General features: G+C 38.4%; 19 protein-coding genes. 15 read left to right on the forward strand and 4 right to left on the reverse strand.

The window, feature by feature from the left end; translation table 11 throughout:
- The first annotated feature begins 452 nt into the window (after window positions 1-452).
- The 4 genes from gpmI to ELS83_RS18730 all read left to right on the forward strand — a co-directional run bounded on the left by gpmI (window position 453) and on the right by ELS83_RS18730 (window position 5,242).
- Window positions 453-1,982 carry a 2,3-bisphosphoglycerate-independent phosphoglycerate mutase gene (gene gpmI / locus ELS83_RS18715; protein WP_171597069.1) on the forward strand — a complete coding sequence of 510 codons (1,530 nt, stop codon included), beginning with the start codon at window positions 453-455 and terminating at the stop codon, window positions 1,980-1,982.
- Between the two features lie 95 nt (window positions 1,983-2,077).
- Window positions 2,078-2,659, forward strand: a complete 582-nt coding sequence (locus ELS83_RS18720; protein ID WP_171597070.1) for a DUF3109 family protein — start codon at window positions 2,078-2,080, stop codon at window positions 2,657-2,659.
- Window positions 2,660-2,831: 172 nt separating this feature from the next.
- Window positions 2,832-4,205: a dipeptidase gene (locus ELS83_RS18725; RefSeq protein WP_171597071.1), complete on the forward strand. Its 1,374-nt coding sequence runs from the start codon at window positions 2,832-2,834 to the stop codon at window positions 4,203-4,205.
- Between the two features lie 320 nt (window positions 4,206-4,525).
- A complete protein-coding gene (locus ELS83_RS18730; protein WP_171597072.1) occupies window positions 4,526-5,242 on the forward strand; it encodes a FadR/GntR family transcriptional regulator in 717 nt (238 codons plus the stop codon).
- Between the two features lie 82 nt (window positions 5,243-5,324).
- On the opposite strand, the gene murQ is transcribed toward ELS83_RS18730, so the two are convergent.
- Both murQ and ELS83_RS18740 read right to left on the reverse strand, forming a co-directional pair.
- Window positions 5,325-6,161 (reverse strand): N-acetylmuramic acid 6-phosphate etherase, encoded by an 837-nt coding sequence (gene murQ / locus ELS83_RS18735; RefSeq protein WP_171597073.1) that lies wholly within the window; start codon window positions 6,159-6,161, stop codon window positions 5,325-5,327.
- A gap of 10 nt (window positions 6,162-6,171) precedes the next feature.
- A complete protein-coding gene (locus ELS83_RS18740) occupies window positions 6,172-7,002 on the reverse strand; it encodes an ATPase (protein ID WP_171597074.1) in 831 nt (276 codons plus the stop codon).
- A 272-nt stretch (window positions 7,003-7,274) separates the two neighbouring features.
- On the opposite strand from ELS83_RS18740, the gene nagB reads away from it, so the two are divergent.
- The 10 genes from nagB to ELS83_RS18790 all read left to right on the forward strand — a co-directional run bounded on the left by nagB (window position 7,275) and on the right by ELS83_RS18790 (window position 21,374).
- Window positions 7,275-9,257, forward strand: a complete 1,983-nt coding sequence (nagB, locus tag ELS83_RS18745; protein ID WP_171597075.1) for a glucosamine-6-phosphate deaminase — start codon at window positions 7,275-7,277, stop codon at window positions 9,255-9,257.
- A gap of 81 nt (window positions 9,258-9,338) precedes the next feature.
- Window positions 9,339-12,461 (forward strand): golvesin C-terminal-like domain-containing protein, encoded by a 3,123-nt coding sequence (locus tag ELS83_RS18750; RefSeq protein WP_171597076.1) that lies wholly within the window; start codon window positions 9,339-9,341, stop codon window positions 12,459-12,461.
- A 21-nt stretch (window positions 12,462-12,482) separates the two neighbouring features.
- Entirely contained in the window at window positions 12,483-13,937 is a 1,455-nt protein-coding gene (locus ELS83_RS18755) for a glycosyltransferase family 2 protein (RefSeq protein ID WP_171597077.1), read from the forward strand.
- Between the two features lie 93 nt (window positions 13,938-14,030).
- Window positions 14,031-14,915 carry an N-acetylmuramoyl-L-alanine amidase-like domain-containing protein gene (locus ELS83_RS18760; protein WP_171597078.1) on the forward strand — a complete coding sequence of 295 codons (885 nt, stop codon included), beginning with the start codon at window positions 14,031-14,033 and terminating at the stop codon, window positions 14,913-14,915.
- Window positions 14,916-14,948: 33 nt separating this feature from the next.
- A complete protein-coding gene (locus ELS83_RS18765) occupies window positions 14,949-15,935 on the forward strand; it encodes a DUF4922 domain-containing protein (protein WP_171597079.1) in 987 nt (328 codons plus the stop codon).
- 50 nt (window positions 15,936-15,985) lie between these two features.
- The gene (locus tag ELS83_RS18770; RefSeq protein ID WP_171597080.1) at window positions 15,986-16,903 is read left to right on the forward strand and encodes a GNAT family N-acetyltransferase; all 918 of its coding nucleotides are present in this window, start codon (window positions 15,986-15,988) and stop codon (window positions 16,901-16,903) included.
- Between the two features lie 117 nt (window positions 16,904-17,020).
- The gene (locus ELS83_RS18775) at window positions 17,021-18,343 is read left to right on the forward strand and encodes a SpoIID/LytB domain-containing protein (protein WP_171597081.1); all 1,323 of its coding nucleotides are present in this window, start codon (window positions 17,021-17,023) and stop codon (window positions 18,341-18,343) included.
- 96 nt (window positions 18,344-18,439) lie between these two features.
- Window positions 18,440-19,729: an MFS transporter gene (locus ELS83_RS18780; protein ID WP_171597082.1), complete on the forward strand. Its 1,290-nt coding sequence runs from the start codon at window positions 18,440-18,442 to the stop codon at window positions 19,727-19,729.
- Window positions 19,730-19,732: 3 nt separating this feature from the next.
- Window positions 19,733-20,260, forward strand: a complete 528-nt coding sequence (locus ELS83_RS18785; RefSeq protein ID WP_171597083.1) for a GDSL-type esterase/lipase family protein — start codon at window positions 19,733-19,735, stop codon at window positions 20,258-20,260.
- A gap of 4 nt (window positions 20,261-20,264) precedes the next feature.
- Window positions 20,265-21,374, forward strand: coding sequence for an acyltransferase family protein (locus ELS83_RS18790; protein WP_171597084.1), 1,110 nt, complete (start codon window positions 20,265-20,267; stop codon window positions 21,372-21,374).
- 61 nt (window positions 21,375-21,435) lie between these two features.
- Here ELS83_RS18790 and ELS83_RS18795 read toward each other — a convergent pair whose 3' ends face one another.
- Both ELS83_RS18795 and ELS83_RS18800 read right to left on the reverse strand, forming a co-directional pair.
- A complete protein-coding gene (locus tag ELS83_RS18795) occupies window positions 21,436-22,362 on the reverse strand; it encodes a hypothetical protein (protein ID WP_171597085.1) in 927 nt (308 codons plus the stop codon).
- A gap of 259 nt (window positions 22,363-22,621) precedes the next feature.
- Entirely contained in the window at window positions 22,622-23,896 is a 1,275-nt protein-coding gene (locus ELS83_RS18800; RefSeq protein WP_249414506.1) for an exo-beta-N-acetylmuramidase NamZ family protein, read from the reverse strand.
- Between the two features lie 113 nt (window positions 23,897-24,009).
- Here ELS83_RS18800 and ELS83_RS18805 point away from each other — a divergent pair, with 113 nt between their 5' ends.
- The gene (locus ELS83_RS18805) at window positions 24,010-25,443 is read left to right on the forward strand and encodes a transglutaminase-like domain-containing protein (RefSeq protein ID WP_171597086.1); all 1,434 of its coding nucleotides are present in this window, start codon (window positions 24,010-24,012) and stop codon (window positions 25,441-25,443) included.

Genomic DNA, 25,443 nt, shown 5'->3' on the forward strand with positions numbered 1-25,443 from the left:
ATCTGTTTGGATCTATAATAACAAGAGACCTCATTTGAGTTTGAATTATAAAACACCTAATTTTATACATCAAAAATCCAGTGAGGCTAGCCTCACTGGATCATATAATTAATTTATAAATGTGTCAACCTATTTTAGGACGACTCAGCAATTAATTTAATGTAGAGATTCTTCAAAGATTACAATCTTTTCCTCTTGAGTGTTTTCAATAGAAATGGTGAAAAGTGGATCGTTAAGAGATTGTGCTACAGATTTTCCCCAAATTGTCCAATTTCTCCTCAATTTCTGATACTTATTCTGTTCGGCTTTGAACAATTTTTAAATTACAAACGTTTTCGGTCTAAAATAAAGACTTTCAACTGTCTAAGTGCTTTTTTTATTAGAATTAATAAGATATTTTTGCATCACTAAGACCAAGTAAAAACAGAATTTAAGATATAAAATACTTTAAAATGGCAGATAGCAAAAAAGCTTTATTGATGATCCTTGACGGATGGGGGATCGGAGACAAATCAAATTCAGATGTGATTTCATCGGTAGCAACTCCTTATATGGATGGACTATTGGAAAAATATCCAAACTCACAGTTGCAAGCTGCTGGAAGATTTGTAGGATTGCCTGAAGGTCAGATGGGTAACTCAGAGGTAGGTCACCTAAATATTGGTGCCGGACGTGTGGTTTACCAGGATTTGGTAAAAATCAATATGGCTGTAGAGCAAGATACTTTAAAAGATAACGAACAAGTTGTTAAGGCTTTTACTCACGCTAAAGAGAATGGCAAAAAAGTTCACTTAATCGGATTGATTGGTGACGGTGGTGTTCACTCTTTGAGCTCACACGCTTTGGCGCTTTGTGATGCAGCAAAAGCATTTGGAGTGGAAGATGTATTTGTTCATGGTTTAACAGATGGACGTGATACTGACCCAAAATCAGGATTGCAATTTGTAAAAACCTTTGTGAACGATATTACCAGCAAAGGAACTGCAAAATTTGCTTCTTTGATTGGTCGTTACTTTGGAATGGATCGCGATAGCAACTGGGATCGTGTAAAATTGGCTTACGATCTTTACACAAAAGGTGAAGGTAAGGCTACAACTGATGTTGTTGCTGCAATCGAGGAATCATATGCAGAAGGTGTAACCGATGAGTTTATCAAACCAGTAGTGGTGGTAGATGAAGCTGGTGCTCCTTTGGCTAAAATTGAAGCAGGCGATGTTGTAATCTGTTTTAATTTCCGTACCGACCGTTTGCGTCAGATGACGACAGTTTTCTCTCAGGAAGATAAGCAGGAATTTGGTATGCACACAATGGATGTTGAGTGGTATACCATGACTTGTTACAACGCTAACTTTAAAGGTGTAAATGTAATTTACGATAAAGAGAACGTTCAGAACACAATGGGCGAAGTTGTTGCTGCAGCAGGTAAGAAGCAAATTCGTATCGCCGAAACTGAAAAGTATGCGCACGTAACCTTCTTCTTCTCGGGTGGTCGTGAAGATGAATTCGAAGGTGAAAGCCGTTTGTTGGTAGCATCTCCAAAAGTTGCAACTTACGATCTTCAACCAGAAATGTCGGCTCCTGAAGTGGCAGATAAAATTACTGCTGAGTTGAATGCTCAATCGGCTGATTTTGTTTGTTTGAACTTCGCTAATGGCGATATGGTTGGACATACTGGAGTTTACGAAGCAATTTCGAAAGCTGTTCAGGCGGTAGATAATTGTGTTGAACAAGTTGTAGAGGCAGCCAAAGCAAATGCTTACGATGTAATTATTATTGCAGACCACGGTAATGCTGATTTCGCAGTAAATGCTGATGGTTCTCCTAATACAGCTCACTCATTGAATCCGGTTCCATGTATTTGGGTAACTGAAAATCCAAAACAATTGGAAGATGGTATTTTGGCTGATGTAGCTCCAACATTGTTGGATATCATGAACATCGAAAAGCCAGAAGATATGACAGGAAAATCTTTGATAAAATAAAAGATTGTAACCGTATATAAAACATTCCGTACTATCTTTGCGCGATGGTACGGATTTTTTTATCCGTTTAAGGGATACATTTAAATAGGGAAATAGTGTTACAGATAGGAAAAGCCATAGTCAGCCTCGATGTGATTGAGAAAAAGTTCATTTGCGACATTTCAAAATGTTGTGGAGCTTGTTGTGTTGAAGGAGATTCGGGGGCTCCGTTGGATGAGGAAGAGAAGCAAATCATCGAAGATATCTATCCTGATATTAAAGAATATCTTACCGAAAGAGGAATTGAAGAGGTTGAGAAACAGGGAACTTCGGTAATCGATAATGATGGTGATTTGGTAACTCCAATTATTGATGGGAAAGAGTGTGCCTACACAATATTTGAAAATGGCAATGCCATGTGTGGGATAGAAAAAGCATTTTTCGATGGTAAGATTTCGTATCGCAAACCAATTTCCTGCCAGTTATATCCGATTCGAATTGATAAGTATGCTGAATTCGATGCAGTAAATTACAACAAGTGGGACATTTGCAAGCCTGCCAGAGAGTTAGGATTTAAGAATGGAACACCGGTGTATAAATTCCTGAAGGAGCCATTAATTCGCAAGTATGGCGAAGACTGGTACAAAGAACTGGAATATGCAGCCGAGAATATTGGCGAAATCATGAAAATGAGATAAAAGAATAAGCTTACAATAATAGAGAAACAGTGACCTTTTGGGTTGCTGTTTTTTTGTGTAATGATTTGTTTGGTTGGAATTTGTAAATAATTCTGCACTTGGATATTTAAAATCTCGCGATCTATTGTATATTTACCTTCCGAAAATATTTAAATCCAATAAACACTTTAATATGGATAATCTTAAAACATATATCGAAGAGAATAAGCAAAGGTTCTTAGATGAACTTTTTGAATTAATTAGAATTCCTTCAATTAGCTCAAAGCCAGAGCATAAGGACGATATGTATCGTTGTGCTGAACTTTGGAAAAAGCTATTGATTGATGGTGGTGCTGATAAGGCCGTAGTAATGGAAACAGAAGGAAATCCTGTAGTATACGGAGAAAAAATTCTTGATCCATCTTATCCTACAGTATTGGTTTATGCTCACTATGATGTGCAGCCAGCTGAGCCTTTGGAGTTGTGGACTTCGCCACCATTTGAGCCAGAAATTCGTGACGGAAAGATCTTCGCTCGTGGAGCTGATGATGATAAAGGACAAGGTTTTATGCATACAAAAGCCTTCGAATATTTGGTAAAAACCAATCAGTTGGAGTGTAACGTAAAATTCTTGATTGAAGGGGAAGAGGAAGTAGGTTCTCCAAGTTTACCAAAATTCTGTGAAGACAATAAAGAATTGTTAAAATCAGATGTTATCGTTGTATCGGATACAGGAATGATTGCTCCTGATGTTCCTACAATTACCACTGGTTTACGTGGTTTGTGCTATTGGGAAGTTGAAGTAACTGGCCCTAATCGCGATCTTCACTCAGGATTATTTGGTGGTGCAGTAGCAAACCCAATTAACGTATTGGCTAAAATGATTACTCAAATGGTAGACGAGAATGGTCATATTACCGTTCCAGGATTCTACGATGATGTAATTGAAGTGTCAGACGAAGAGCGTGCATTAATGGCTAAAGCTCCATATAGCGAAGAAGAGTACAAAAAAGCATTGGATGTTGAAGAGTTGGCAGGAGAAAAAGGATTCTCAACCAATGAAAGAACCGGTATTCGTCCATCATTCGACATTTGTGGAATTTGGGGAGGATATCAAGGAGAAGGTGCAAAAACTGTATTGCCATCTAAAGCATATGCTAAAATTTCTTCTCGTTTGGTTCCAGATCAGGATCATGAAAAAATTGCTGAATTATTCTGTAAGCACTTCGAGTCTATTGCACCTAAGAGTGTAAAAGTTAAAGTAGAGCATCTGCATGGTGGTCAGGCTTACGGTTGTCCAATCGACTTAACAGCATACAAAGCTGCCGAAAAAGCATTGGAAGGAGTATATGGAAAGCGTCCGGTTCCAGTTCGTTCAGGAGGATCTATTCCAATTATCTCTGATTTTGAAAAAATCTTAGGAGTTAAATCTGTATTAATGGGCTTCGGATTGGAAAGTGATGCAATTCACTCACCAAATGAGAACTATCCATTGGAACAATTCTTTAATGGTATTAACTCAATTCCATTGTTTTTCAAGAATTATGCAGAAATGATGAAAAAATAGTTCGTTAAATGACTATAAATTAAGGGTATTTCTAATCGAAATGCCCTTTTTTGTTGGAATTCACATTTTGGTATGATAACTTTGTATCCTGCTATAAAGTATGTAGTATTCTTTACATTATGGAGAAAATAATTATTATATTTCCTTTGTGATATGGTTTAAAAATCTGATATGTGTTGATATTATTGGATTTACTAGTATTTATAGCTAAATTAGTGTTGTGTCTTTATGTGTGATTTAAACCATGCTTTATCTTCAATTAATGCACAAAAGCATGATAGAATATCAGAGATCATACAAGTTGAAGTAAATTTGAATACATGGACGAAATATTTGGAAAAATTGGTACGGCTCAAACTCTCAGTCAAAAAATAGAACGTAGAATTGAAGAGGCAATCCGACAGAAAAAATTACTGGTAGGAACTAAGCTGCCTTCGGAGCGTGAGCTATGCGAAATGTTTGCTGTAAGTAGAACAGCATTGCGTGAAGCTTTACGTCGATTAAGCGCCCGAGGATTAATTCAAATCAAGAAAGGGAGCGGAATGTTTGTGAGTGAGCTAAAAATCGAGGATGCAATTGAATCTTTAAATCTATACTATGATTTAAGTTTCGATAGCGACCTGATTTCTCAGATTATTGAAGTTCGAAGAGTTTTTGAACCCGAAATTGCAAGAATTGCCGCGGCAAACAGAACCGATGAGGATTTGGCAGCCTTGAACCGAAATATTGCGGACCTTGCAGACTGTGATCCAGATAATACGCAGATGGAAGCCGATATCATTAACAAATTTCATTTGAATGTTGCAAAGGCAACAGGGAATAAAGTAATGATTATCTCAATGGAACCGATCTATTCTTTGCTGCCAAGAATGCGTAATTTAATTTATGCCAATGTTGATGGTGAAAAAGATTTTACCGTAAAAGCACATCGCGCAATTTATGAAGCCATTCGCGATAAAGAAGGCGAACAGGCTTATAAGGAAATGGCCGGACAAATTGATCGTACATTAGAAATATACACTCAATATTTGAAGTAGTTCTCAGGTTTTGAGAAAGTGAAAAGCGGAGTTGAAAATAATTTTCAGACTCCGCTTTTCGTATTTACGTGTGTGGTATCTTTTAAGCCTTTTTGTAGGCTTCTATTGCTTTCTTTACAGATCCATGTTCAAGAAGTAATGATTTCGATGTTTCTTTATCAAGTTTTAACTCATCCATGATCATTAATGTGCCTCGCTCTACCAATTTTTTGTTGGTAAGCTGCATGTTTACCATCTTGTTGCCTTTCACTCTTCCCAACTTAATCATCAAACTGGTTGTAATCATATTCAGGATCATTTTTTGAGCAGTTCCCGCTTTTAGTCTTGTACTACCTGTTACAAATTCGGGTCCTACAATGGCTTCAATTACAATCTCTGCCTCTTTCGATACCGGAGCATCTGGATTGCAGGTAATGCATGCAGTTAAAAGTCCATTTTCGCGTGCTTTTTTAACGCCTCCAATTACATAAGGAGTAGTTCCCGAAGCCGCAATTCCTAAAACTGAATCATTTTCATTGATATCGTAATCCTGTAATTCCTGCCATGCCTTTTCAGGATCATCTTCGGCAGATTCAACAGCGCTTCTTAATGCTTTTTCTCCACCCGCTATCAATCCAATTACAATATTGGCAGGCACACCAAATGTAGGAGGCAATTCAGAGGCATCCAATACTCCTAATCTTCCACTAGTTCCTGCTCCCAGGTAAAACAATCTTCCTCCAGCCTTAATTCTGTCAATTAAACGACTAACAAATTTTTCTATTTCTGGAATTGCTTTGTTTACAGCCAAATGAATTTGTCCATCTTCCTGATTAATTCCATTCAATAGTTCGCATACCGACATCTTTTCCAGGTTGGAGAAATTTGAAGGTGCTTCTGTTATTTTGTTATCGGTTTTCTTGTTTGGTGTGTTATTCATGATTCAAATTTTATTCTGCAATATGGAATTCAACCAATCCTTCAAGTGGACTTTTGATGATTTTTCCAGTTTGTAAGTTTAATTTCTCAGCCACTTTATTTAATTCATTCTTAAAATAGTATGCGATACTACCAATAAAATGAATAGGAAGCTGTGAGTGATCATTGTATTGTTTGATGTTTCGCTCAAAGAATTTAGTGAACTCTTCCTGTAATAGGTTCGAAACATATGGATGCTCGACGTTTTCAGAAAGAAAAACAGTAAACTGAGCAAGGAAACGACTTGGAGCTTCTTCTCGATATACCTTATTAATAATATAGCCGTATTCCAGGTCGTGTTTTGTATAAAAAGCTTTTGTGATATCTTCCGGAGCTACTCCTTTTAAAATATCAGCAATAAGTCTTTTACCCAGGACAGCACCACTTCCTTCATCTCCCAGGATATATCCCAACGGACGAACATTGTGAATGATATCTTTTCCATCATACAAGCAAGAGTTTGATCCTGTACCTATAATGCAGGCAATTCCTTTTTCTCTTCCACACACCGATCTTGCAGCAGCAAGTACATCGCTATGAATTTCACATGTGGCAGAAGGAAATACTTCCAGTAATGCATCTTTCACTTTCTGTTTGGTTTCAACAGTAGCGCATCCCGCTCCATAAAAATAGATTTGCTCAACGGAGTTGAAATTCTCCAGTGATCTTACATTATCAATAATTGAACTGATGTCCTGGTGAAAAGGATTTATTCCTAAAGTTTGTTGTTGCTTTAGGATTTTGCCCTCCTGCAATAGAACCCAATCGGTTTTTGTTGATCCGCTTTCGGCAATTAAAATCATATCCGCTTTTGTTTTTATAACATGTATGATGAGTGTTGCAGAAAAATAAAATTACATTTTAAAGAAGAGTTTGTAACAAATATTGCAATCTGTTTTTTAAAATCAATCGCATTGAAAACCCTGTATTAAAAGGAACTTTATTTTCATGATACAAATATAGAAAAATAAATCCCATTCAAAAAGTATTATATAACATGTAATACCAATTTTGGTTTTTTTAAATTTCTGTTCTATTTTTGATGCGAAAGTAATTTAAATCAGGAGTTAGCAATATGGAAAATCAAATATTACAATTTAGAGAAGAGCTGGATGAAGCTAAGTTGTATTACCAACCATCGGATGAATTCGATAAAACGGTAAAAACAAGATATGAGAAAATGCCTGCTGATATTTTTGCTACAGCTGAGAAGGGTGCAAAGTGGGTGGCTCATGAAATCGCAAACCTAATCAAAGACAAGGCAGAGCAAAATAGTCCTTGTGTGCTTGGCCTGGCTACTGGTGCAACACCATTGGGGGTATATGCAGAATTGGTGCGACTGCATAAAGAAGAAGGTCTATCGTTCAAAAATGTAATTACATTTAATTTGGATGAATATTATCCAATGACAAATGAGAGCGCACAGAGCTATAACTACTATATGGACGATGTTCTTTTCAATCATATTGATATTCCTCGCAATCAGATTAATGTTCCGAATGGAGAGGTGAGTAAAGAAGGAATTTTTAATTACTGTTCCGAATATGAAGCCAAAATCGATTCTTTTGGTGGACTTGATATGCAAATATTAGGAATTGGTAGGACAGGACATATTGGTTTTAACGAGCCGGGTTCACAGTTAGATTCGAAAACTCGTTTAATCATGCTCGATTCCTTAACCAGGCGTGATGCTGCAAAGGATTTCAACGGTTTAAATAAAGTGCCAAAAGCTGCAATTACAATGGGAGTTGGCACCATCTTTAAAGCAAAGCGTGTGATTTTGATGGCATGGGGCGAAGGAAAGGCTCCTATTGTTAAGAAAGCATTGGAGGAAGGACAGAGCGATTCAGTTCCTGCAAGTTATTTGCAGCGCCATAATGATGTGCAGTTTGTATTGGATGTACCTGCGGCAGGAGAACTGACAAGAGTAAAAAAACCTTGGCTTGTTGGTAGTGTTGAGTGGGATCGATACTGGATTCGTAAAGCTGTGGTTTGGCTTTGTAATAAATTGGAGAAACCGGTTTTAAAACTCACCAACAGAGATTATAACGATAATGGCTTGAGTGAGCTGCTTGCCTGGTATGGATCGGCATATGAAGTAAACATCAAGGTATTTAACGATTTACAACATACCATTACCGGTTGGCCGGGAGGTAAACCAAATGCCGATGATTCAAATCGTCCGGAAAGAGCTGAGCCTGCTCAGAAAAAAGTCCTGGTATTTAGTCCTCACCCTGATGATGATGTAATATCGATGGGGGGAACACTAAAAAGATTGGTTGATCAGAGTCACGAAGTACATGTTGCTTATCAAACTTCGGGAAATATCGCGGTAGCCGATGACGAAGCAATTCGTTATTTGTCTTTCGTAAAAAGTTTTGCGCAAACGCATGACACCAACGAAGGAAACCTGCCAAGCGTGATTGAAGATATTCGTAAATTCTTATTGGAGAATAAAGCTCCTGGCGAAATGGATACGGTTGAAGTTCGTAGAATGAAATCACTAATTCGCAGAGGAGAGGCAAAAGCTGCTTGTCGTTTTGTTGGTCTGCGTTCTAAGAACCTTCACTTTCTTGACCTTCCTTTTTATGAAACGGGTAAGGTAAAGAAGAATCCACTTGGAAAGGAAGATGTTCAAATCATTGTGAACTTATTAAGAAAGGTGAAGCCACAACAAATTTTTGCTGCTGGAGACTGGTCAGATCCACACGGTACACACCGAGTTTGTTGGGAAGGCATTTACCAGGCACTTCAGATTGTAAAAGATGAAAAATGGATGGAAGACTGCTATGTGTGGTTGTACAGAGGTGCTTGGCAAGAGTGGGATTTGGATGAAATTCAAATGGCAGTGCCAATTAGCCCTGAAGAATTGCAACACAAAAGAAATGCAATTCTGCGTCACCAATCGCAAATGGAAAGTGCTCCATATATGGGTAACGATTCAAGATTGTTCTGGCAAAGATCGGAAGCAAGAAACAGGGCGACCGCAAATTTATTTAATAAATTAGGCTTGGCAGAATATGAAGCAATCGAAGCTTTTGTCAGGTTTATTGTTTAGATTTATCATTACAATTTTTGGGCAGAAGAAATTCTGCCCAATGGTATATAATCAGATAAAATTGCATTGAATATTAGGAATATGAATTCTCTATCGAACACACTTTTAAAGTCGACTTTACTGGTCCTATTTTCTTTTTTATTGCTGAGCTATAGTGTTCAGGCGGCTGAAAAATCAAATCGCTTAAACAGGAAAGCCGAAAAGGCAGCGCTTGAATTTTTAAAACAAGCCTCTCAAGAGTTTGTGTATCGCTTTAAGCTGGATAGCCTTGACCTAAATGCAGATAAGAAGCAAATAGTGGTATATGTAAATTCAACTTTTTCATATGTGCCTTTCAGACCAAACACTGTAAAGCAATATCAATCTGATTTAAAGGAAATTCTTGGGCGGAAATTCAGAAATTACGATGTGCGAATTGAGTGTATGGGGATGGAGATTGGTGAATTGATTCCTAATTATTATAGAGATGATTCTTTCCCTTTGGCAAAAAATCGATTGTCGGTTGAAGGCGATGCAATAAAACCATTGGTAAGGAAGCCTGGAGATGAAAATTATCAGTTTGGATTAGAAAATAAGCACATTGCCTTGTGGCATTCGCATGGTTGGTACTACGAAAATACACTGGACCGTTGGGAATGGCAAAGGGCCAGGGTATATACTACAGTTGAGGACATGTGGACCATGGAATTTGTGGTTCCTTATATTGCGCCTATGCTCGAAAATGCAGGTGCAAACGTTTTATTCCCAAGAGAACGGGATGTTCAAAGCAATGAAGTAATTGTGGATGCTGATTGGTGTTCAATTCAGTCCGACTATCAGGAAACAGGAAATTGGGAAACCAACACACAAGCAGGATTTACGAATAAGTATCCTTTTTACATCGAAGGAGAAAATCCATTCGAAATGGGAAGTAGTAAACAGACTGAAGCAGTTTCGTCTGAAACAGCTAGAGTGGAATATACGCCATTTATTCCCGAAAAAGGGGAATATGCTGTTTATGTATCTTATTCGGTGGATGATGATAATGTTAGCGATGCTCATTATTCGGTTTATCATGCTGGTGGAAAAACGGATTTTCTTGTAAACCAGAGTATGGGAGGAAATACCTGGATTTACCTGGGGACCTTCCTGTTTGAGCACGGAAAAAATCCGACAAGGGGTAAAGTTCTGCTTACAAACGAAAGTAAGGAAGAGGGCAATTGGGTTTCGGCCGATGCTGTTCGTTTTGGCGGAGGAACCGGAAATATTGCAAGAGGTACGATTGAAGAATTGGAGGAGTTGGCCAAAGAAAGAAACCAATTGGGTTTTGCGATGGATTCTTCAAAGTGGCAAAAATATACAAGTAATCGTCCGAGGTATCACGAAGCTGCCCGCTACTATTTGCAGTATGCAGGAATGCCCGATTCTATTGTGTATAGTATCAATAAAGATTATAAGGCAGATTATAGCAATCGTGGAAAAGATGCTGCCAAGTTTCAAAAGCGTGAAAATGGGAAAGACGATTATAAGGATGATTACATGTCGCGTGGTGAATGGGTAGATTATTTAATTGGTGCTCCCAATGGTCCTACAAAACATGTAAATGCAAAAGGACTGGGAATTCCTGTTGATATGGCATTGGCATTTCATACCGATGCCGGATTTACACCCAACGATTCCATTATTGGGACTTTGGCAATTTATAATACAACCAGGGATGGTAAGGATCGATTTGTAAATGGACAATCGAAATGGGCAAGTCGTGATTTAACGGACATTGTGCAAACGCAGGTTGTAGAAGATATTCGAAAACTCTTCGAGCCAAAATGGACAAGAAGAGGAATGTGGAACAAGCAATATTCCGAAGCATATCGACCTAAAGTGCCTACCATGTTGTCTGAAATGCTGTCGCATCACAATTTTGCAGACATGTACCAGGGAATGGATCCGAAATTTAAATTCCACATTAGTCGTGCTTATTACAAAGGTGTGTTGAGATTCTTAGCTTCCCAGGAAGGAAAGGATTATGTGGTGCAGCCTTTGCCTGTCGATCATTTTAGAATTGATGAAAAACAGAATGGAATCAGACTGAGTTGGAAAGCGGTAGTTGATCCACTGGAAGAAAGTGCACTAGCTAAAAAATACAAAGTATACACCAGGTTGAACAATGGCGGATTTGATAATGGCGTATTGGTAGACAAAGCAGAATTGATACTTGAAAACTTGAGTTCTGAAAATATCTACAGCTTTAAAATTACAGCCCTGAATGAAGGAGGTGAAAGTTTTCCTTCGGAGATTTTGTCCTATCGCAAATCCCAAAATGGAGAAAAACCTGTTTTAATTGTAAATGGTTTTGACAGAATTGCTTCTCCACATGGATTTGACGATGGCAGTTTTGCCGGCTTTAACAGTGCTGTTGATGAGGGAGTAGCTTACGTTAGAAATATTGCCTATGTTGGTGATCAGTACGATTTCGATAGAAAATCGCCTTGGTTGGACGATGATGCTTCGGGTCACGGTTCAAGTTATGCCGACCAGGAAGAAAAAATTGTTGCAGGAAATCGTTTTGATTACCCTTATGTGCATGGTGAAGCGATTCAAGCCGCAGGATACGGTTTTGTGTCGATGAGCGATGAGTCTTTTGAAAAAGGGAATTGGGAAGTTTCGGATTACGCAGCATTAGATCTGATTTTTGGTGAGGAGAAAACTACTCGAAGACTATACGGAAAAGAGAATAAAGATTTTACGATTTATACACCTGGAATGGTAAAGGCCATCAGAAAATACATTCAATCGAAAGATGCAAAACTGATTCTTTCGGGAGCCTACCTGGGAACAGATGTTGTGGAGTGTGGTGATACTTTAATGAAAGATTTTACCGAAAAAGAACTTCACTTCCTGTTCAGAACCAATTATGCGAGTAAATCGGGTGCCGTTTCTCATCCGAATGAGGTAAGAGAAAATTTTACTGGAAATTACCAGTTCGAAACAGGATATCATAAAGATATTTACAAAGTAGAAGCTCCTGATGCCATCGAACCTGTGGGTAAGAACGCAAAGGTGTTTATGAGATATACAAACAATACCAAAAGTGCTGGTGTTGTTTACGATGGAGATTACCAATCAATTATTTTAGGATTTCCTTTTGAAACGCTAAAAACAAAGGAAGATCGAAATGACTTGATGCGTAAAATCTTTCGATTTTTTAATGAAGAAGAAAAATAACAAAAGCCTAATTATAAAAGAATGAGTGCAAAAATTACATGTTTTCTGCCTTTTGGAACAAAAGAAGAAACAACGATTACTGTAAGTGAGTTAAGAAAATCAGAATTGGTATCTAACATTTTTATTGTTGGGAACAATGCTGAAGAAATTGAGGGTGCAGAAGTTTTGAATTGCGAAGCTTTATCGAATGGAAAAACCATTCAGCTAATTGCGGAGAAATCGGATTCGGACTATGTTTTGATTTACACAAAAACAAGTGCATTAACCCTGGGCCAATTGGCGGTTGAACGTTTTTATCAAGTGGCAACTGATACCAATAGCGGCCTGGTTTATTCGAACCACCGTGCCATTAAAGAGGGTAAAGTAGAAAACCTACCTGTTATCGATTACCAGGAAGGTAGTTTGAGAGACGATTTCAACTTTGGATCGGTTCTTTTCTACGATGCTACTGTGTTAAAAGAAGCAGTAAAAGATGTTGATGCTAAATACGAACATGCAGGTTTGTATGCATTGCGTTTGGCAGTAGCCGCTCGCTCTGAATTTATGAGAGTGCCAGAGGTATTGTACACCGAAGAAGAAATGGATACAAGAAAATCGGGAGAAAAGATTTTCGATTATGTAGATCCAAAAAACCGTGCTGTACAAATCGAAATGGAAGAAGCTTGTACCGAGCACCTGAAAAGAATTGGTGCTTATTTAGAGCCTAAATTTGCCGATGTTGCTTTTAATGAAGGCAATTTTAAAGTAGAAGCTTCGGTTGTAATTCCGGTTCGCGATCGTGTAAAAACAATCGAAGATGCAATCAAATCGGTTCTTTCTCAGAAAGCAAATGTAGATTTCAACTTAATTATTGTTGACAATTACTCAACCGATGGAACTACCGAAATTATTGTAAAATATGCAGAGCAGGATGAACGATTAATTCATGTAATTCCTGAAAGAAAAGACCTGGGAATTGGTGGTTGTTGGAACGAAGCTGTAAATCACGAAGCTTGTGGTAAGTTTGCCATCCAGTTGGATAGTGATGATTTGTATGCCGATGAAACAACAATTCAGCAAGTGGTAGATGCATTCTACAGAGAAAACTGCGCAATGGTTGTTGGTACTTACCAAATGGTAAATTTCAAATTGGAAGAAATTCCTCCTGGAATTATCGATCACAGAGAGTGGACTCCAGAAAATGGTAGAAACAATGCACTTCGCATTAATGGTTTGGGTGCTCCACGTGCTTTCTATACTCCGGTGTTGCGTAACAATCCAATTCCAAATGTGAATTATGGTGAAGATTATGCATTAGGTTTGGCAATTTCTCGTAAATATCAAATTGGAAGAATTTACGATCCAATTTACCTGTGTCGTCGTTGGGAAGATAACTCGGATGCTTCTTTGGATATCGAAAAAATGAATGTACACAACACCTATAAAGATAGAGTTCGCACAATTGAGCTAAAAGCTAGAAAGTTATTAGTGAAATAAATTAGAATAGTTAAGCTTAATGAGGAATCGGGGGTTTGCTCTCCTGGTTCCTTTTATAGCATTTGGAATTTTTATCGATAAAAAACTAAAATTATGAGACGATTGAGTATTCATTTATTGATTCTTTTGTTTGCTGTAGTGGCCTGTAAAGGGAAAGTTGTTCAACAGAGTGAACCCAATAAATTGGTTCAGTTTTCTGATACTCTTGATCAGTCAATTTTTAATTCGATAAAAAATTTGGCAAGGCAAAATTCTTTTGCCCAGCTCGAAAATGCCGATCGAATTCTGGAAGTAGGTAAATTGTTTTTGCAAACTCCTTATGTTGGAGGAACCCTCGAAAGTGAAGGTGGCGAGAAACTGGTGGTGAATTTAAGAGAGTTGGATTGTACTACATATCTTGAAAATGTGGTGGTGCTTTCTTCAATTGCCAGGCAGAACGACTTTAGCGAAAATGATTTTTTACACAAACTAAAGAAGCTTCGTTATCGAAAAGGTGAGCTTAGCGATTATTCATCCCGATTACACTATTTCTCTGATTGGATTTTTGAAAATGAGCAGAAAGGAATTGTGAAGAATGTAACAAGGGAGATTGGAGGCGTAGCATATCAAAAAGAGATCAATTTTATGAGCAATCATGTTGATTCTTATGCAGCCCTAAAAGCAGACTCTTCATTGATTGTATCGATCAGAAATACTGAAAATGCAATCAATGAGCGTGATCTGTTTTACATCCCTGAAGATGAGGTTCACAGTGTGGAAAATAAAATTCATAACGGAGATTTAATTGCCATTACAACGAAAATTAAAGGCCTGGACATTTCTCATGTAGGAATTGCAATTCATGTAGGTGATCGTTTGCACCTGATGCATGCCTCGAGCCTGGCCAAAAAAGTGGTGATTTCAGATATTCCTTTGGCTGATATCTTAAAGGAAAGCAAATTGCAATCGGGGATCATGGTTTCGCGAGTGATCGAATAAATGCCAAAATAATTGTAGGAAGATTATAAGAAAATGAATACAGCTAGCATAGATAGAATTGAAGATCTGCTGAAAGAAAAATCGTCAGTAGAAATATTAAGTGATTTCCTGAACCAGCAAGTGAGAGATTGGCCTCTTGCCAATGGAAACTTTAAAGGATTGGAAAAAGTAGAGGAGAAAGAGTTCGCTTTCGACGGATTTAGAATGAAAGTTCAGTTTAATCCGGAAAGAATTCGCTCGTCGGCTGCCAAAGTAGACAAGAAGAGCATTGAGAATCGTGCATGTTTCTTGTGTTTGGATAAATTACCAGCTGAACAAGGGGGAATTGCACAGGGTAAGGAATACGTTATTTTGGTAAACCCATTCCCAATTATTCCTCAGCATTTCACCATTCCTAAGGTCGATCATGTCGATCAATCCTTCATGGACAATTTGGAAGGCATGCTATCACTGGTAAAGGATATGCAAGGATATACTTTGTTCTATAACGGACCAAAGTGTGGCGCTTCGGCACCCGATCATATGCACTTCCAGGGAGGAAATAAAGGATTTATGCCTGTAGAGCAAGAGTATTTCTCTTTGAAAGAAAAGGCTGATTTATTATTGAAATCGGAAGATTTGGAAGTTCGTGCATTCAATCATTACTTAAGAAAAATGATAAGTGTTGAAACTGCCAATGCAAGCGAACTGATTGCGGTGGTTGCCAAATTCTACGAAGCATTTGCGGCCATGCAAGCAGAAGAAAAAGAGCCAATGCTGAATGTGATCTGCTCCTATGTCGATGGCAAATACATCATGCATTTGTTTCCAAGAAAACTGCATCGTCCGACTCAATATTTTGCCGAAGGCGATGATCAGTTGCTAATAAGTCCTGCATCAGTCGATTTTGGTGGTGTATTTATTACCCCACGAAGAGAGGATTTTGAAAAAATTACAGCTGCCGATATCGAAGATATGTTCAAACAGGTGTGCGTTGATGAGGAAGTTTTTGCTGCACTTTGTGAAAAGATAGCAGGATAATCGTAGCAAAATACTCAAAAAATAAATCTCTATTATCTCAATACTCATTTATGAAAATGAATTGTACCATTCGTCAATACCAGGATTCCGATTTCGACCAGGTATTAAAATTGTGTCAGAAAAGCTACCATTTAGATGTAATTAGCGAGGAATTACTTCGCGAAAAGATCTATAAAGATCCTTTCTATGAACAAGATTTGGTATGGGTAACTTGCGATCAGGACAAAGTAGTTGCTTTCCTGATGGGAACTTGTCGCATGGATATTCGTGGGGTGAACTATGGATATGTAAAAATGATGGCGGTTGATGAGGCATACCGACGAAACCGAATTGCACGATCGATGTATGAGCTTCTGGAAACAGAGCTGAAACAAAGAAAAGTAGATGTAATGCGTTTGGGTGATGTGCCCATGAACTATTTCATGCCTGGAATTGATCCGAGATATACGCCGGCGCTTTGCTTTGCCATCAGAATGGGCTTCGATCGTTTTATGGATACCTCAAATCTTTTGGTAGATCTTGATGATCGTGAATGGAGCGATAAAAAGAAAATTGAAGCCTTAAAGGCAGATCAGATCGAAGTTTGCCGGGCAAAACCGGAAGACAAGCAAGAGTTGATGGATTTTGTAGAAGATGAATGGAAGTTGTGGCAATACGAGTTGGAAATGGCTTACCAGGCTGAACCAATAGGAATTCATATTGCAAAACTAAATGGTAAAATTCGTGCTTTCTCGGCACATTCGGCCAATAATAAAGGCTTGCCTTGGTTTGGCCCAATGGGAACTCATCCCGATTTAAGAGGTAAAGGCATGGGAAAGGTTTTATTGTATCATTGTTTAGAAGATTTAAAAAACCTGGGATACGAAACTGCAATTATACCTTGGGTTGGTCCAATCGATTTCTATTCGCACCATACTGGCGCAGTGGTAGAAAGAATTTTTTGGCGATACGAAAAGAAATTGAACTAGAAGAATAATAAAACAAAACTGGCTCAAAATATCCGAACAGGAATACAGAATGAGCTCATAAAAACAGATTACTGCCCTTGCCATTGGTGAGGGTCGCATATCAAACATCTAATCATTATGGAACCACAATTACGAGTTGGAATCATGTACGAAAAGGAAATTTCCTTTCAGCTGAATGGAACCTACGTGCTTCAACAAAATGGAAAAGAATACACAGGAAAACAGCAGGCAAAATATATCGATGGCAAAATCTCTTTTGATGGTATCATTGAAGAGGAGATGATTTTTAATCCTAAAGAATACGAAACAGGGAACTTTGACCTGTTCGGTGTTACCATCGGAATTAAGTTCCACTGGGAGCGTAAGGAGGATCAGCGATTTAAAGGAAGCCTTCATTTTATCTGCGAAGATGAGAAGTTAACGGCAATAAACGTACTGTCGCTTGAGGATTACCTGGTGAGTGTAATTTCTTCAGAAATGAGTGCAACCAGCAGTTATGAATTGCTAAAAGCACATGCCGTTATTTCCCGTTCATGGTTAATGGCCCAGGTGATTAAAGGGGAAGAATTACAAAAATCTAACACCCAATATCAAAGTATTGTAGAAACTGAAGATTCGTTTATTCGTTGGTACGACAGGGAAGACCATGTGAATTTTGATGTTTGTGCCGATGATCATTGCCAGCGTTACCAGGGAATGACCAAGCAATCGACTCCTTTGGTAGTTGATGCAATTAACGAAACACGTGGTTTGGTATTAACCAGTGAAGGAAAAATTTGCGATGCAAGATTTTCAAAATGTTGTGGTGGTGTAGCCGAAACTTTCGAGAATGTTTGGGAACCGGAAAATCACAAGTACTTGCAGGCAGTAATCGATAATCCACAAGCTCCCGAAGGATACGATATGGATTTGACCAAAGAGGAAGCTGCAGATCGATTTATTCGTACTTCGCCAGATGCATTCTGTAATACCACCGACAAGGAAATCTTGTCGCAGGTTCTAAACGATTACGATCAGGAAACCATGGATTTCTATCGCTGGAAAGTGGAGTATACACAGGATGAAATTGCTGAATTAATCGAAAGAAAAACAGGAAAAGAATTTGGGCAGATTTTAGATCTTATCCCACAGGAGAGAGGAGAATCGGGAAGATTAATTACCCTTAAAATTGTAGGAAGCAAGCGTTCTTTAACCATTGGAAAAGAGCTTGAAATTCGCAAAGTACTTTCCGAATCGCATTTGTACAGTTCAGAATTTGTGGTAGACAAATTGGATGTTGTGAATGATATTCCTTCGAAATTTGTATTGATTGGCGCAGGTTGGGGACATGGAGTTGGTCTTTGCCAAATTGGTGCTGCTGTAATGGGAGCGAAAGGATACAAATACAATGAAATTTTGCTTCACTATTTTAGAGGAGCCGATTTAGAGAAAAGATATTAAAATTGGAAAGTATCACTTCAAGTGAAACTCTCATTAGAATCATATATTGGTACTCTTTACTGGAAGTGAGAATGCCAAAATTCAAAACTCAATAAAATGAAATCAAAAACTCGCTCGCCCTGGGCATGGATTCCATCCTTGTATTTCGCCGAGGGAATTCCATATGTTGTTGTGATGACAGTTGCTGTAATCATGTACAAACGATTAGGAATTTCAAATACCGATATTGCCTTGTACACATCTTGGTTGTATTTGCCTTGGGTAATCAAACCTTTCTGGAGTCCATTGGTAGATATTTTAAAAAGCAAACGCTGGTGGATTGTTACCATGCAGTTGTTTATTGGAGCAGGCTTGGCCGGAGTGGCTTTTACCATTCCAACTACCCTGTTTTTCCAATCTACATTGGCATTTTTCTGGTTGCTGGCCTTTAGTTCGGCTACCCACGACATTGCTGCCGATGGTTTTTACATGTATGGAATGGACGACAGTCAGCAAGCCTATTTTATTGGCATACGAAGTACCTTTTATCGTTTGGCAATGATTGTTGGGCAGGGTGCTCTGGTTTACCTTGCGGGGATTTTTGAAACCTCTAACTTGTTTGGAGAAGGAGAAAATATTCCAATGGCCTGGTCGATGATTTTTGTGATTTTGGCCGGATTGTTCCTTTTGTTCACCTTCTATCACAAGTTTGCCTTGCCACATCCTGCCGAAGATGAGGAGAGAGAAATGAAAGGATTTGCCAATGTGTTTTCAGATTTTGCAGAGACTTTCACAACATTCTTTTTCAAAAAGGACATCTGGTTAATTTTGGGCGTACTCTTAACCTATCGTTTGGGAGAATCACAATTGGTTAAAATGGCTTCACCATTCCTATTGGATGGGAGAGAGCTTGGCGGATTAGGCTTATCTACCAGCGATGTTGGGATTGTGTATGGAACAATCGGGGTTTTATTCTTAACCATTGGGGGAATTTTAGGAGGATATGCAGCTTCACGAAAAGGCTTGAAATATTGGTTGTGGCCTATGGTAATTGCCATAAACCTTCCTAACCTGGTATATGTTTACTTGTCTTATGTATTGCCAGAGTCATTTGTATTGGTTTGTGCTTCAGTTGCAGTAGAGCAGTTTGGTTATGGATTTGGATTCACGGCTTACATGTTATATCAAATCTATGTTTCAGAAGGAAAACACAAAACAGCACATTTTGCATTTTGTACCGGTTTAATGGCTTTGGGAATGATGGTTCCAGGTATGATTTCAGGATGGATACAAGAGATGATTGGTTACCAGCATTTCTTTGTTTGGGTAATCCTTTGTACCATTCCAAGTTTTATCATGGTGAAGTTGATTAAGATCGATCCTAAATTCGGCATCAAAAAGAAATAAAAAATGAAAAAACTGGCATTTCTGGGCGATAGCTTGACTCATGCAGGAAGATGGGATGAATTCTTTCCTGCATACGAGGTTTCCAATCATGGTGTTCCGGGTGAGAAATCGAATGAAATTCTACAGCGTTTGCCTGGAGTGCTAAGCGAAAATCCTGATGTTCTATTCGTAATGATGGGTATCAATGATTTGGGAGATGGCATTGATGAGGCAAGCATTATTGAAAATTATTCAAAACTGATTGCACAGGTGATCAGTAAGATTGATATCAAAATGGTGGTGCAGTCTGTTTTACCTGTCAATTTTCAATTGTTTCCGACCAAAGAATTCAATTCGGAAAAAATCAGACTTATTAACAAGCTGTTGATAAACCTGTGTAAAGAGGAAAATATCACTTTCGTGGATTTGTATGCCTCTTTATCGACCTACTCCAATGAGTTGATGAAAGAATATACCTACGACGGACTTCACCTGAACGAAGCCGGCTACAGGATTTGGCACAATTGTTTACAATCGGAAAAATTGATATAAGATTATGGCAAAATCACAAAGATTAATGGCCTTGGATGCCTTTCGGGGATTAACCATTGCTGCAATGATAACGGTAAATACACCGGGTAGCTGGAGTCATGTTTATGCACCACTATTGCACGCCAAATGGAATGGTTGCACGCCAACCGATTTGGTTTTTCCTTTCTTCCTGTTCGCAGTAGGTGTGGCCATGTTTTTTGCATTTGGAAAATTCAATCATGAATTGAGTGCCGATGCAGGGAAAAAAATCCTGAAAAGAACTGTACTGATTTTTGGAATTGGCTTGTTGATGAATGCATTTCCATTTGTACACATCAATATCGAGAATCTAAGAATTATGGGCGTTTTGCAGCGCATTGCTCTGGCCTATGGTTTGGGAAGTTTGTTGTGCCTCACTTTTAGCAAAAGCAGGCTGCTCATTATTTCCGGGCTTATTCTTTTTGCCTATTGGGGATTAATTCATTTCCTTGGCGGTGATAATCCATACAGTTTGGAAGGCAATGTAACTACCGCTTTCGATGCTGCCATTTTGGGCGAAAGTCATTTGTACCAGGGCTTTGGAATTCCCTTCGATCCTGAGGGATTATTCAGTACTCTTCCAGCCATAGTTACCGTTGTATTAGGTTACCTTACCGGGAGTTTAATTTCCTCTTCCGAACGAAAAATGATTGTTCCTAAACTGTTCCTGTTCGGAGCCATTGGTGTAATCGCAGGCCTGATCTGGAATCTCGGGTTTCCAATAAACAAGCCAATCTGGTCGAGTTCATATGTTCTGTATACAGCGGGATTGGCACAGTTGGTAATGGCAGTAATGATCTTTTTAATCGATATGATGGATTACAAAAAATGGGCACATCCTTTTTTGGTATTCGGCATGAATCCACTCTTTATTTATGTGCTTTCCATTGTATGGGTAAAAGTAATTATTTACCTGGTTCACTTTAGCGATGCATCGGGGAAGTCAATCACCGGATATGCCTGGCTGTATAAAAATGCATTTGCATCCTGGGCCGGACCACTAAATGGTTCCTTGTTTTTTGCCCTTTCGCATATTGTGGTGTACTGGCTCATTGTATTGTTCCTGTATCGAAAACGCATTTTCATTAAGATATAAAAAGAAAGCTTCGGAATCCCGAAGCTTTTTTCATTGAATGATATGTCGATCAATTATTTCTTTACAGGATTTCAATAATCACCTCTTCTACATTTGTGGTGTTATCTGCACTTACCTCTTTGGTCTGTACCGAGTAAATTATCCAACCCGAACCATGAATTCTCGAAGCGGTCCATGTGTTATTCGATACGGGCGGAATGTCCTCCTTTTTTGGAGCAGGACCGCCCATATTTTCTGCAAGTTTGCAAATGTATGCAAACACAGCGTCGCTCAACTGATTTTCATCGATACTTTGCTCTGTTCTTAAAATAAAATTATTGTTCTCCTCATTAATTTCATCGAGGTAAACAGTTATGTTCGAATCAAATGGTTCGCCACCATATATGTTTGGCGCTTTTAAGTTGGCGTTGTACTTCTCGCCAAGTGTATATTTTGCACCATGAAAACTGTAATATTGTTTGATTTCGTTAATTGCAGCTGCTTCAATAACTTCTTTAGAGCTGAACATGGTTTTCACCTGGTTTAAGACTTTATCGATATTGGGAATTTCTTTAAACTTTTCCTGTAGTACCACAACCGCTTCCGAAACCAATGATCTAATATCTTCCCAGTTTACCACTTCCTGCAACATTCCAAGTTCATCGGTTTTAATTACCACACGAAGACTGTCGGTGATCGATACCAATTCTTTCGTTATTTCATTATCGGTATCAATATTATAATCGTGATAAAACCATTCGATTGTGTAGCTGTTGGCGGTAGAATCGAGTATGGTGATATCAACATCGTAGCTTGAAAACTCTCGCGAAATGGTATCGGTTTCTTTGATTTTAATTTTTTCTTCTTTTACCGAATAGCTCTGTTTTTCGTTTAAATTCCAATAGCCAATCACCTGGGCCGAAGAATCAGCCATGTTGATTTGTGCGTATGCTGATTGAGCCAATGAAAAAATAAAAAATAGCAGGCTAATCTTTACGATTTGTTTCATAAGTATAGGTTTAGTTTTGAGCCCTAAAAATAGAAAAATATACACTCGATCTGATGAAATAATTCATAAGATTATGATGGGATGAAAGGCATGACTCTTTCGGGGGAATAGGAGGGCAAAAACTTTTTACGCCGAAGGAGCAATAAAATTATAGTGATCGCAAAAAGTTGCGGTAGTGATTGCAAAAAGTTGCGAACCTTATCGCAAAAAGTTGCGGTAAGCATAAAAAAAGGCCGCTACAAAGCGACCTTAACATGTACTAGTACAACCAGTATTTTTTCGATTTTTCTTTAAAATCTTTGGCAGGATTGTTCCATAAATCTTCAATGTCTTTCACCAAAAAGTTTTTAGAAAACTCCGTTCTGATTTTTTGATCGCCACACACAAGGTCGAACATTTTAAGGTGAGATGCTTCGCACATTTCAAAAACATTCTTTTCAGGATACAATTGGTGTAATTCCTGAAGAATATAGAATTGAACCAAAGACAGATTTGCTTTTTTTACATCCGTAAAATGAGCTTGTACACCATGAATCATTTCTCCTTTACTTACCGAATAGTATGGTTTGTAATGTACAGGTCGGAAAATAATTCCCGGAAGCGATAATGCATTCAGGCGGGCGGTCAGTTTGTCGGCATTGATCCATGTGGCTGCAAATAATTCAAATGGCTGAGTGTAGCCAACGCCAATAGATACCGTGTAAAGCTCTCCTAAAATTCCTGAAATGGCATAGTAAATGGCGGTATTGGAATTTGGAATGTGCGGCGATGTAGGCACCCATGGCAAGCCGGTTTCTTCAAAAATCATATCTCTTTCCCAGCCATTCATTTCGATCACAGTAAGTTTGCACTTCTTGCCATCTTTTAATAATCCTTCTTCGTTTAAGTAGTTGGCAAGCTCGCCACAGGTTAATCCGTATACATAAGGTACAGGGAACTGACTCACAAATGAAATGTAGTCTGCTTCAACCAATCCGCCTTCAACTTTTAAACCACCAATCGGATTAGGACGATCCAAAACAATCAATTCAATATCATTTTCCTGGCAGGCTTCCATAGCCAATCCCATTGTACTGATGTAGGTGTAAGAACGAACGCCAATATCCTGTATGTCGTAAATCAGGGCATCTAAGCCTTTAAGCATTTCGGCATTGGGTTTTTTATTTTTCCCATACAGCGAATATACTGTTAGGCCGGTTTTTTCATCGGTGTATGTTCCCACTTTTGCCCCGGCAGCATGATCTCCCCTAATTCCATGTTCGGGACTATACAAAGCTTTTACCTCAACATTTGGTGCTTCGTGAAGCAAATCGATTGTTGATACAATATTTTGATTCACTCCTGTAGGGTTGGTGATAATACCAAGCTTTTTACCTGCCAGGATTTCGAAATTGGATTTTTGTAGTACATCTATCCCGGTTTCTACCCTTTGGGCATTTGTATTCGCTTGAAATAGTCCGAAAATCAGCATGAATATTACAAGTCCTCGTAAACTTATGCTTTTCGTTCGCATCATTTTGTTGTTCAGTTTCATAGTATCGATAACGGTTTTAACAATTTAGAATGTTGTTTTTTACATTTTTTCATTGCAAAACTAATAAAATTTCTATTTTTGTAACATGTATGACATCTTAATGGAATGCTGAAATGATAAAAAACCTAACCCACTATTTAATTGTTGCCATTGCGCTACTGTTTTTTGCCTGTGATTCAAAGGATCAGGAAAATGGCAAGTTAAGTCTTTTAATTGAAAGAGGTGACTTTGTGATTGCTTCTGGCATGATCAAAGACAAATTAGAAGATGAATTTCTTACCGAAACACAAAAAAGAGAATTTTTGCATCAACTGGATATGATGCGACGAATTGAAAGAGAATTCTCTCTTACCGAAGCAGATGTAATTGATCGTTTAAGTGAATATTTCGGAGATTCAACTACAGTTTATATGCCTAAATGGGAAGCAGATAAATCTTTGGAATATAGATTGATTAATGGTCAGAAGAGGTATTTCAAAAATGGCGTTTCCAATTTGTTTAGAGTGAGTCAATTCGCCAAGGCCAGAAAGGAAGAATTAAAAGGAGCGTATATCGATCCGCTAATTGCCTACTGTTTGGAACATACTACCGATTTGGTACAGCATACAAATGGTGAAGGTGAACTAATCAATCCGGTAAATAACTTTTTCGATTACACCATAACGGTAAAAGCTGATGCTGTACCTGCAGGCGAAACCATTCGTTGTTGGATGCCATATCCGAAAGAAAATCATGCAAGGCAACAAAATGTGGAATTGATTTCGATTAATACTGAACATTATATCATTGCGCCCGATTCTTTGCAACAGCGCAGTATTTACACAGAAAAAGTTGCCCAAGCCGGCAAAGAAACCATCTTTAATGTCAAGTTTAAAACAACTTCGTTTGCCCAGGTTTTTTATCCTGAAAAGATGAACTTGAAAGCCTACGACAAAACCACTAAAGTCTATAAAGAGAATACAAAGGAGAGAGCTCCGCAGATTGTATTTACCGACCAGATTAAAAAATTGGCCGATGAGATTTGTGGTGAGGAAACTGATCCGTTTAAGCAGGTTGATTTGCTGTACAACTGGATCGATATCAATATTCCCTGGGCAAGTGCACTGGAGTATGGAATCATGCCTCAAATTCCTGGTTATGTTTTAGATAATATGCATGGCGATTGTGGGATGCAAACCTTACTTTTTATGAGTATGGCGCGTTACAGGGGAATTCCTGCCAAATGGCAGTCGGGGTTTATGTTGCATCCTGGCCTGGTAAATCTTCACGATTGGTGCGAGGTGTATTACGAAGGAATTGGTTGGGTACCGCTCGATCAATCATTCGAGATGCAAAAAAGTGAAAACGATTATGTACGTCATTTTTACAAAACTGGAATTGATGCTCATCGTTTGATTGTGAATGACGATTTCTCAAGAGAATTTTATCCAAAGAAAGATTGGCCACGAAGCGAACCTATCGATTTTCAGCGTGGTGAGTTGGAATGGGAAGGTGGAAACCTGTATTTCAGCGATTGGTCCTATAAAATGAAAGTTAGCTACGAGTAG

Source organism: Marinifilum caeruleilacunae, from assembly GCF_013141825.1.
In the GTDB taxonomy this organism is placed as follows: Bacteria; Bacteroidota; Bacteroidia; order Bacteroidales; family Marinifilaceae; genus Marinifilum; species Marinifilum caeruleilacunae.

Bases quoted from the DNA above. Each gene is read 5' to 3' on its own strand.
- ELS83_RS18800 (WP_249414506.1), bottom strand. From the start codon at position 23,896: ATGAAACTGAACAACAAAATGATGCGAACGAAAAGCATAAGTTTACGA.
- ELS83_RS18730 (WP_171597072.1), top strand. From the start codon at position 4,526: ATGGACGAAATATTTGGAAAAATTGGTACGGCTCAAACTCTCAGTCAA.
- ELS83_RS18770 (WP_171597080.1), top strand. From the start codon at position 15,986: ATGAAAATGAATTGTACCATTCGTCAATACCAGGATTCCGATTTCGAC.
- ELS83_RS18795 (WP_171597085.1), bottom strand. From the start codon at position 22,362: ATGAAACAAATCGTAAAGATTAGCCTGCTATTTTTTATTTTTTCATTG.
- ELS83_RS18750 (WP_171597076.1), top strand. From the start codon at position 9,339: ATGAATTCTCTATCGAACACACTTTTAAAGTCGACTTTACTGGTCCTA.
- ELS83_RS18765 (WP_171597079.1), top strand. From the start codon at position 14,949: ATGAATACAGCTAGCATAGATAGAATTGAAGATCTGCTGAAAGAAAAA.
- murQ (WP_171597073.1), bottom strand. From the start codon at position 6,161: ATGAATAACACACCAAACAAGAAAACCGATAACAAAATAACAGAAGCA.
- ELS83_RS18755 (WP_171597077.1), top strand. From the start codon at position 12,483: ATGAGTGCAAAAATTACATGTTTTCTGCCTTTTGGAACAAAAGAAGAA.
- ELS83_RS18760 (WP_171597078.1), top strand. From the start codon at position 14,031: ATGAGACGATTGAGTATTCATTTATTGATTCTTTTGTTTGCTGTAGTG.
- ELS83_RS18790 (WP_171597084.1), top strand. From the start codon at position 20,265: ATGGCAAAATCACAAAGATTAATGGCCTTGGATGCCTTTCGGGGATTA.
- ELS83_RS18775 (WP_171597081.1), top strand. From the start codon at position 17,021: ATGGAACCACAATTACGAGTTGGAATCATGTACGAAAAGGAAATTTCC.
- gpmI (WP_171597069.1), top strand. From the start codon at position 453: ATGGCAGATAGCAAAAAAGCTTTATTGATGATCCTTGACGGATGGGGG.
- ELS83_RS18805 (WP_171597086.1), top strand. From the start codon at position 24,010: ATGATAAAAAACCTAACCCACTATTTAATTGTTGCCATTGCGCTACTG.
- nagB (WP_171597075.1), top strand. From the start codon at position 7,275: ATGGAAAATCAAATATTACAATTTAGAGAAGAGCTGGATGAAGCTAAG.
- ELS83_RS18740 (WP_171597074.1), bottom strand. From the start codon at position 7,002: ATGATTTTAATTGCCGAAAGCGGATCAACAAAAACCGATTGGGTTCTA.
- ELS83_RS18780 (WP_171597082.1), top strand. From the start codon at position 18,440: ATGAAATCAAAAACTCGCTCGCCCTGGGCATGGATTCCATCCTTGTAT.
- ELS83_RS18725 (WP_171597071.1), top strand. From the start codon at position 2,832: ATGGATAATCTTAAAACATATATCGAAGAGAATAAGCAAAGGTTCTTA.
- ELS83_RS18785 (WP_171597083.1), top strand. From the start codon at position 19,733: ATGAAAAAACTGGCATTTCTGGGCGATAGCTTGACTCATGCAGGAAGA.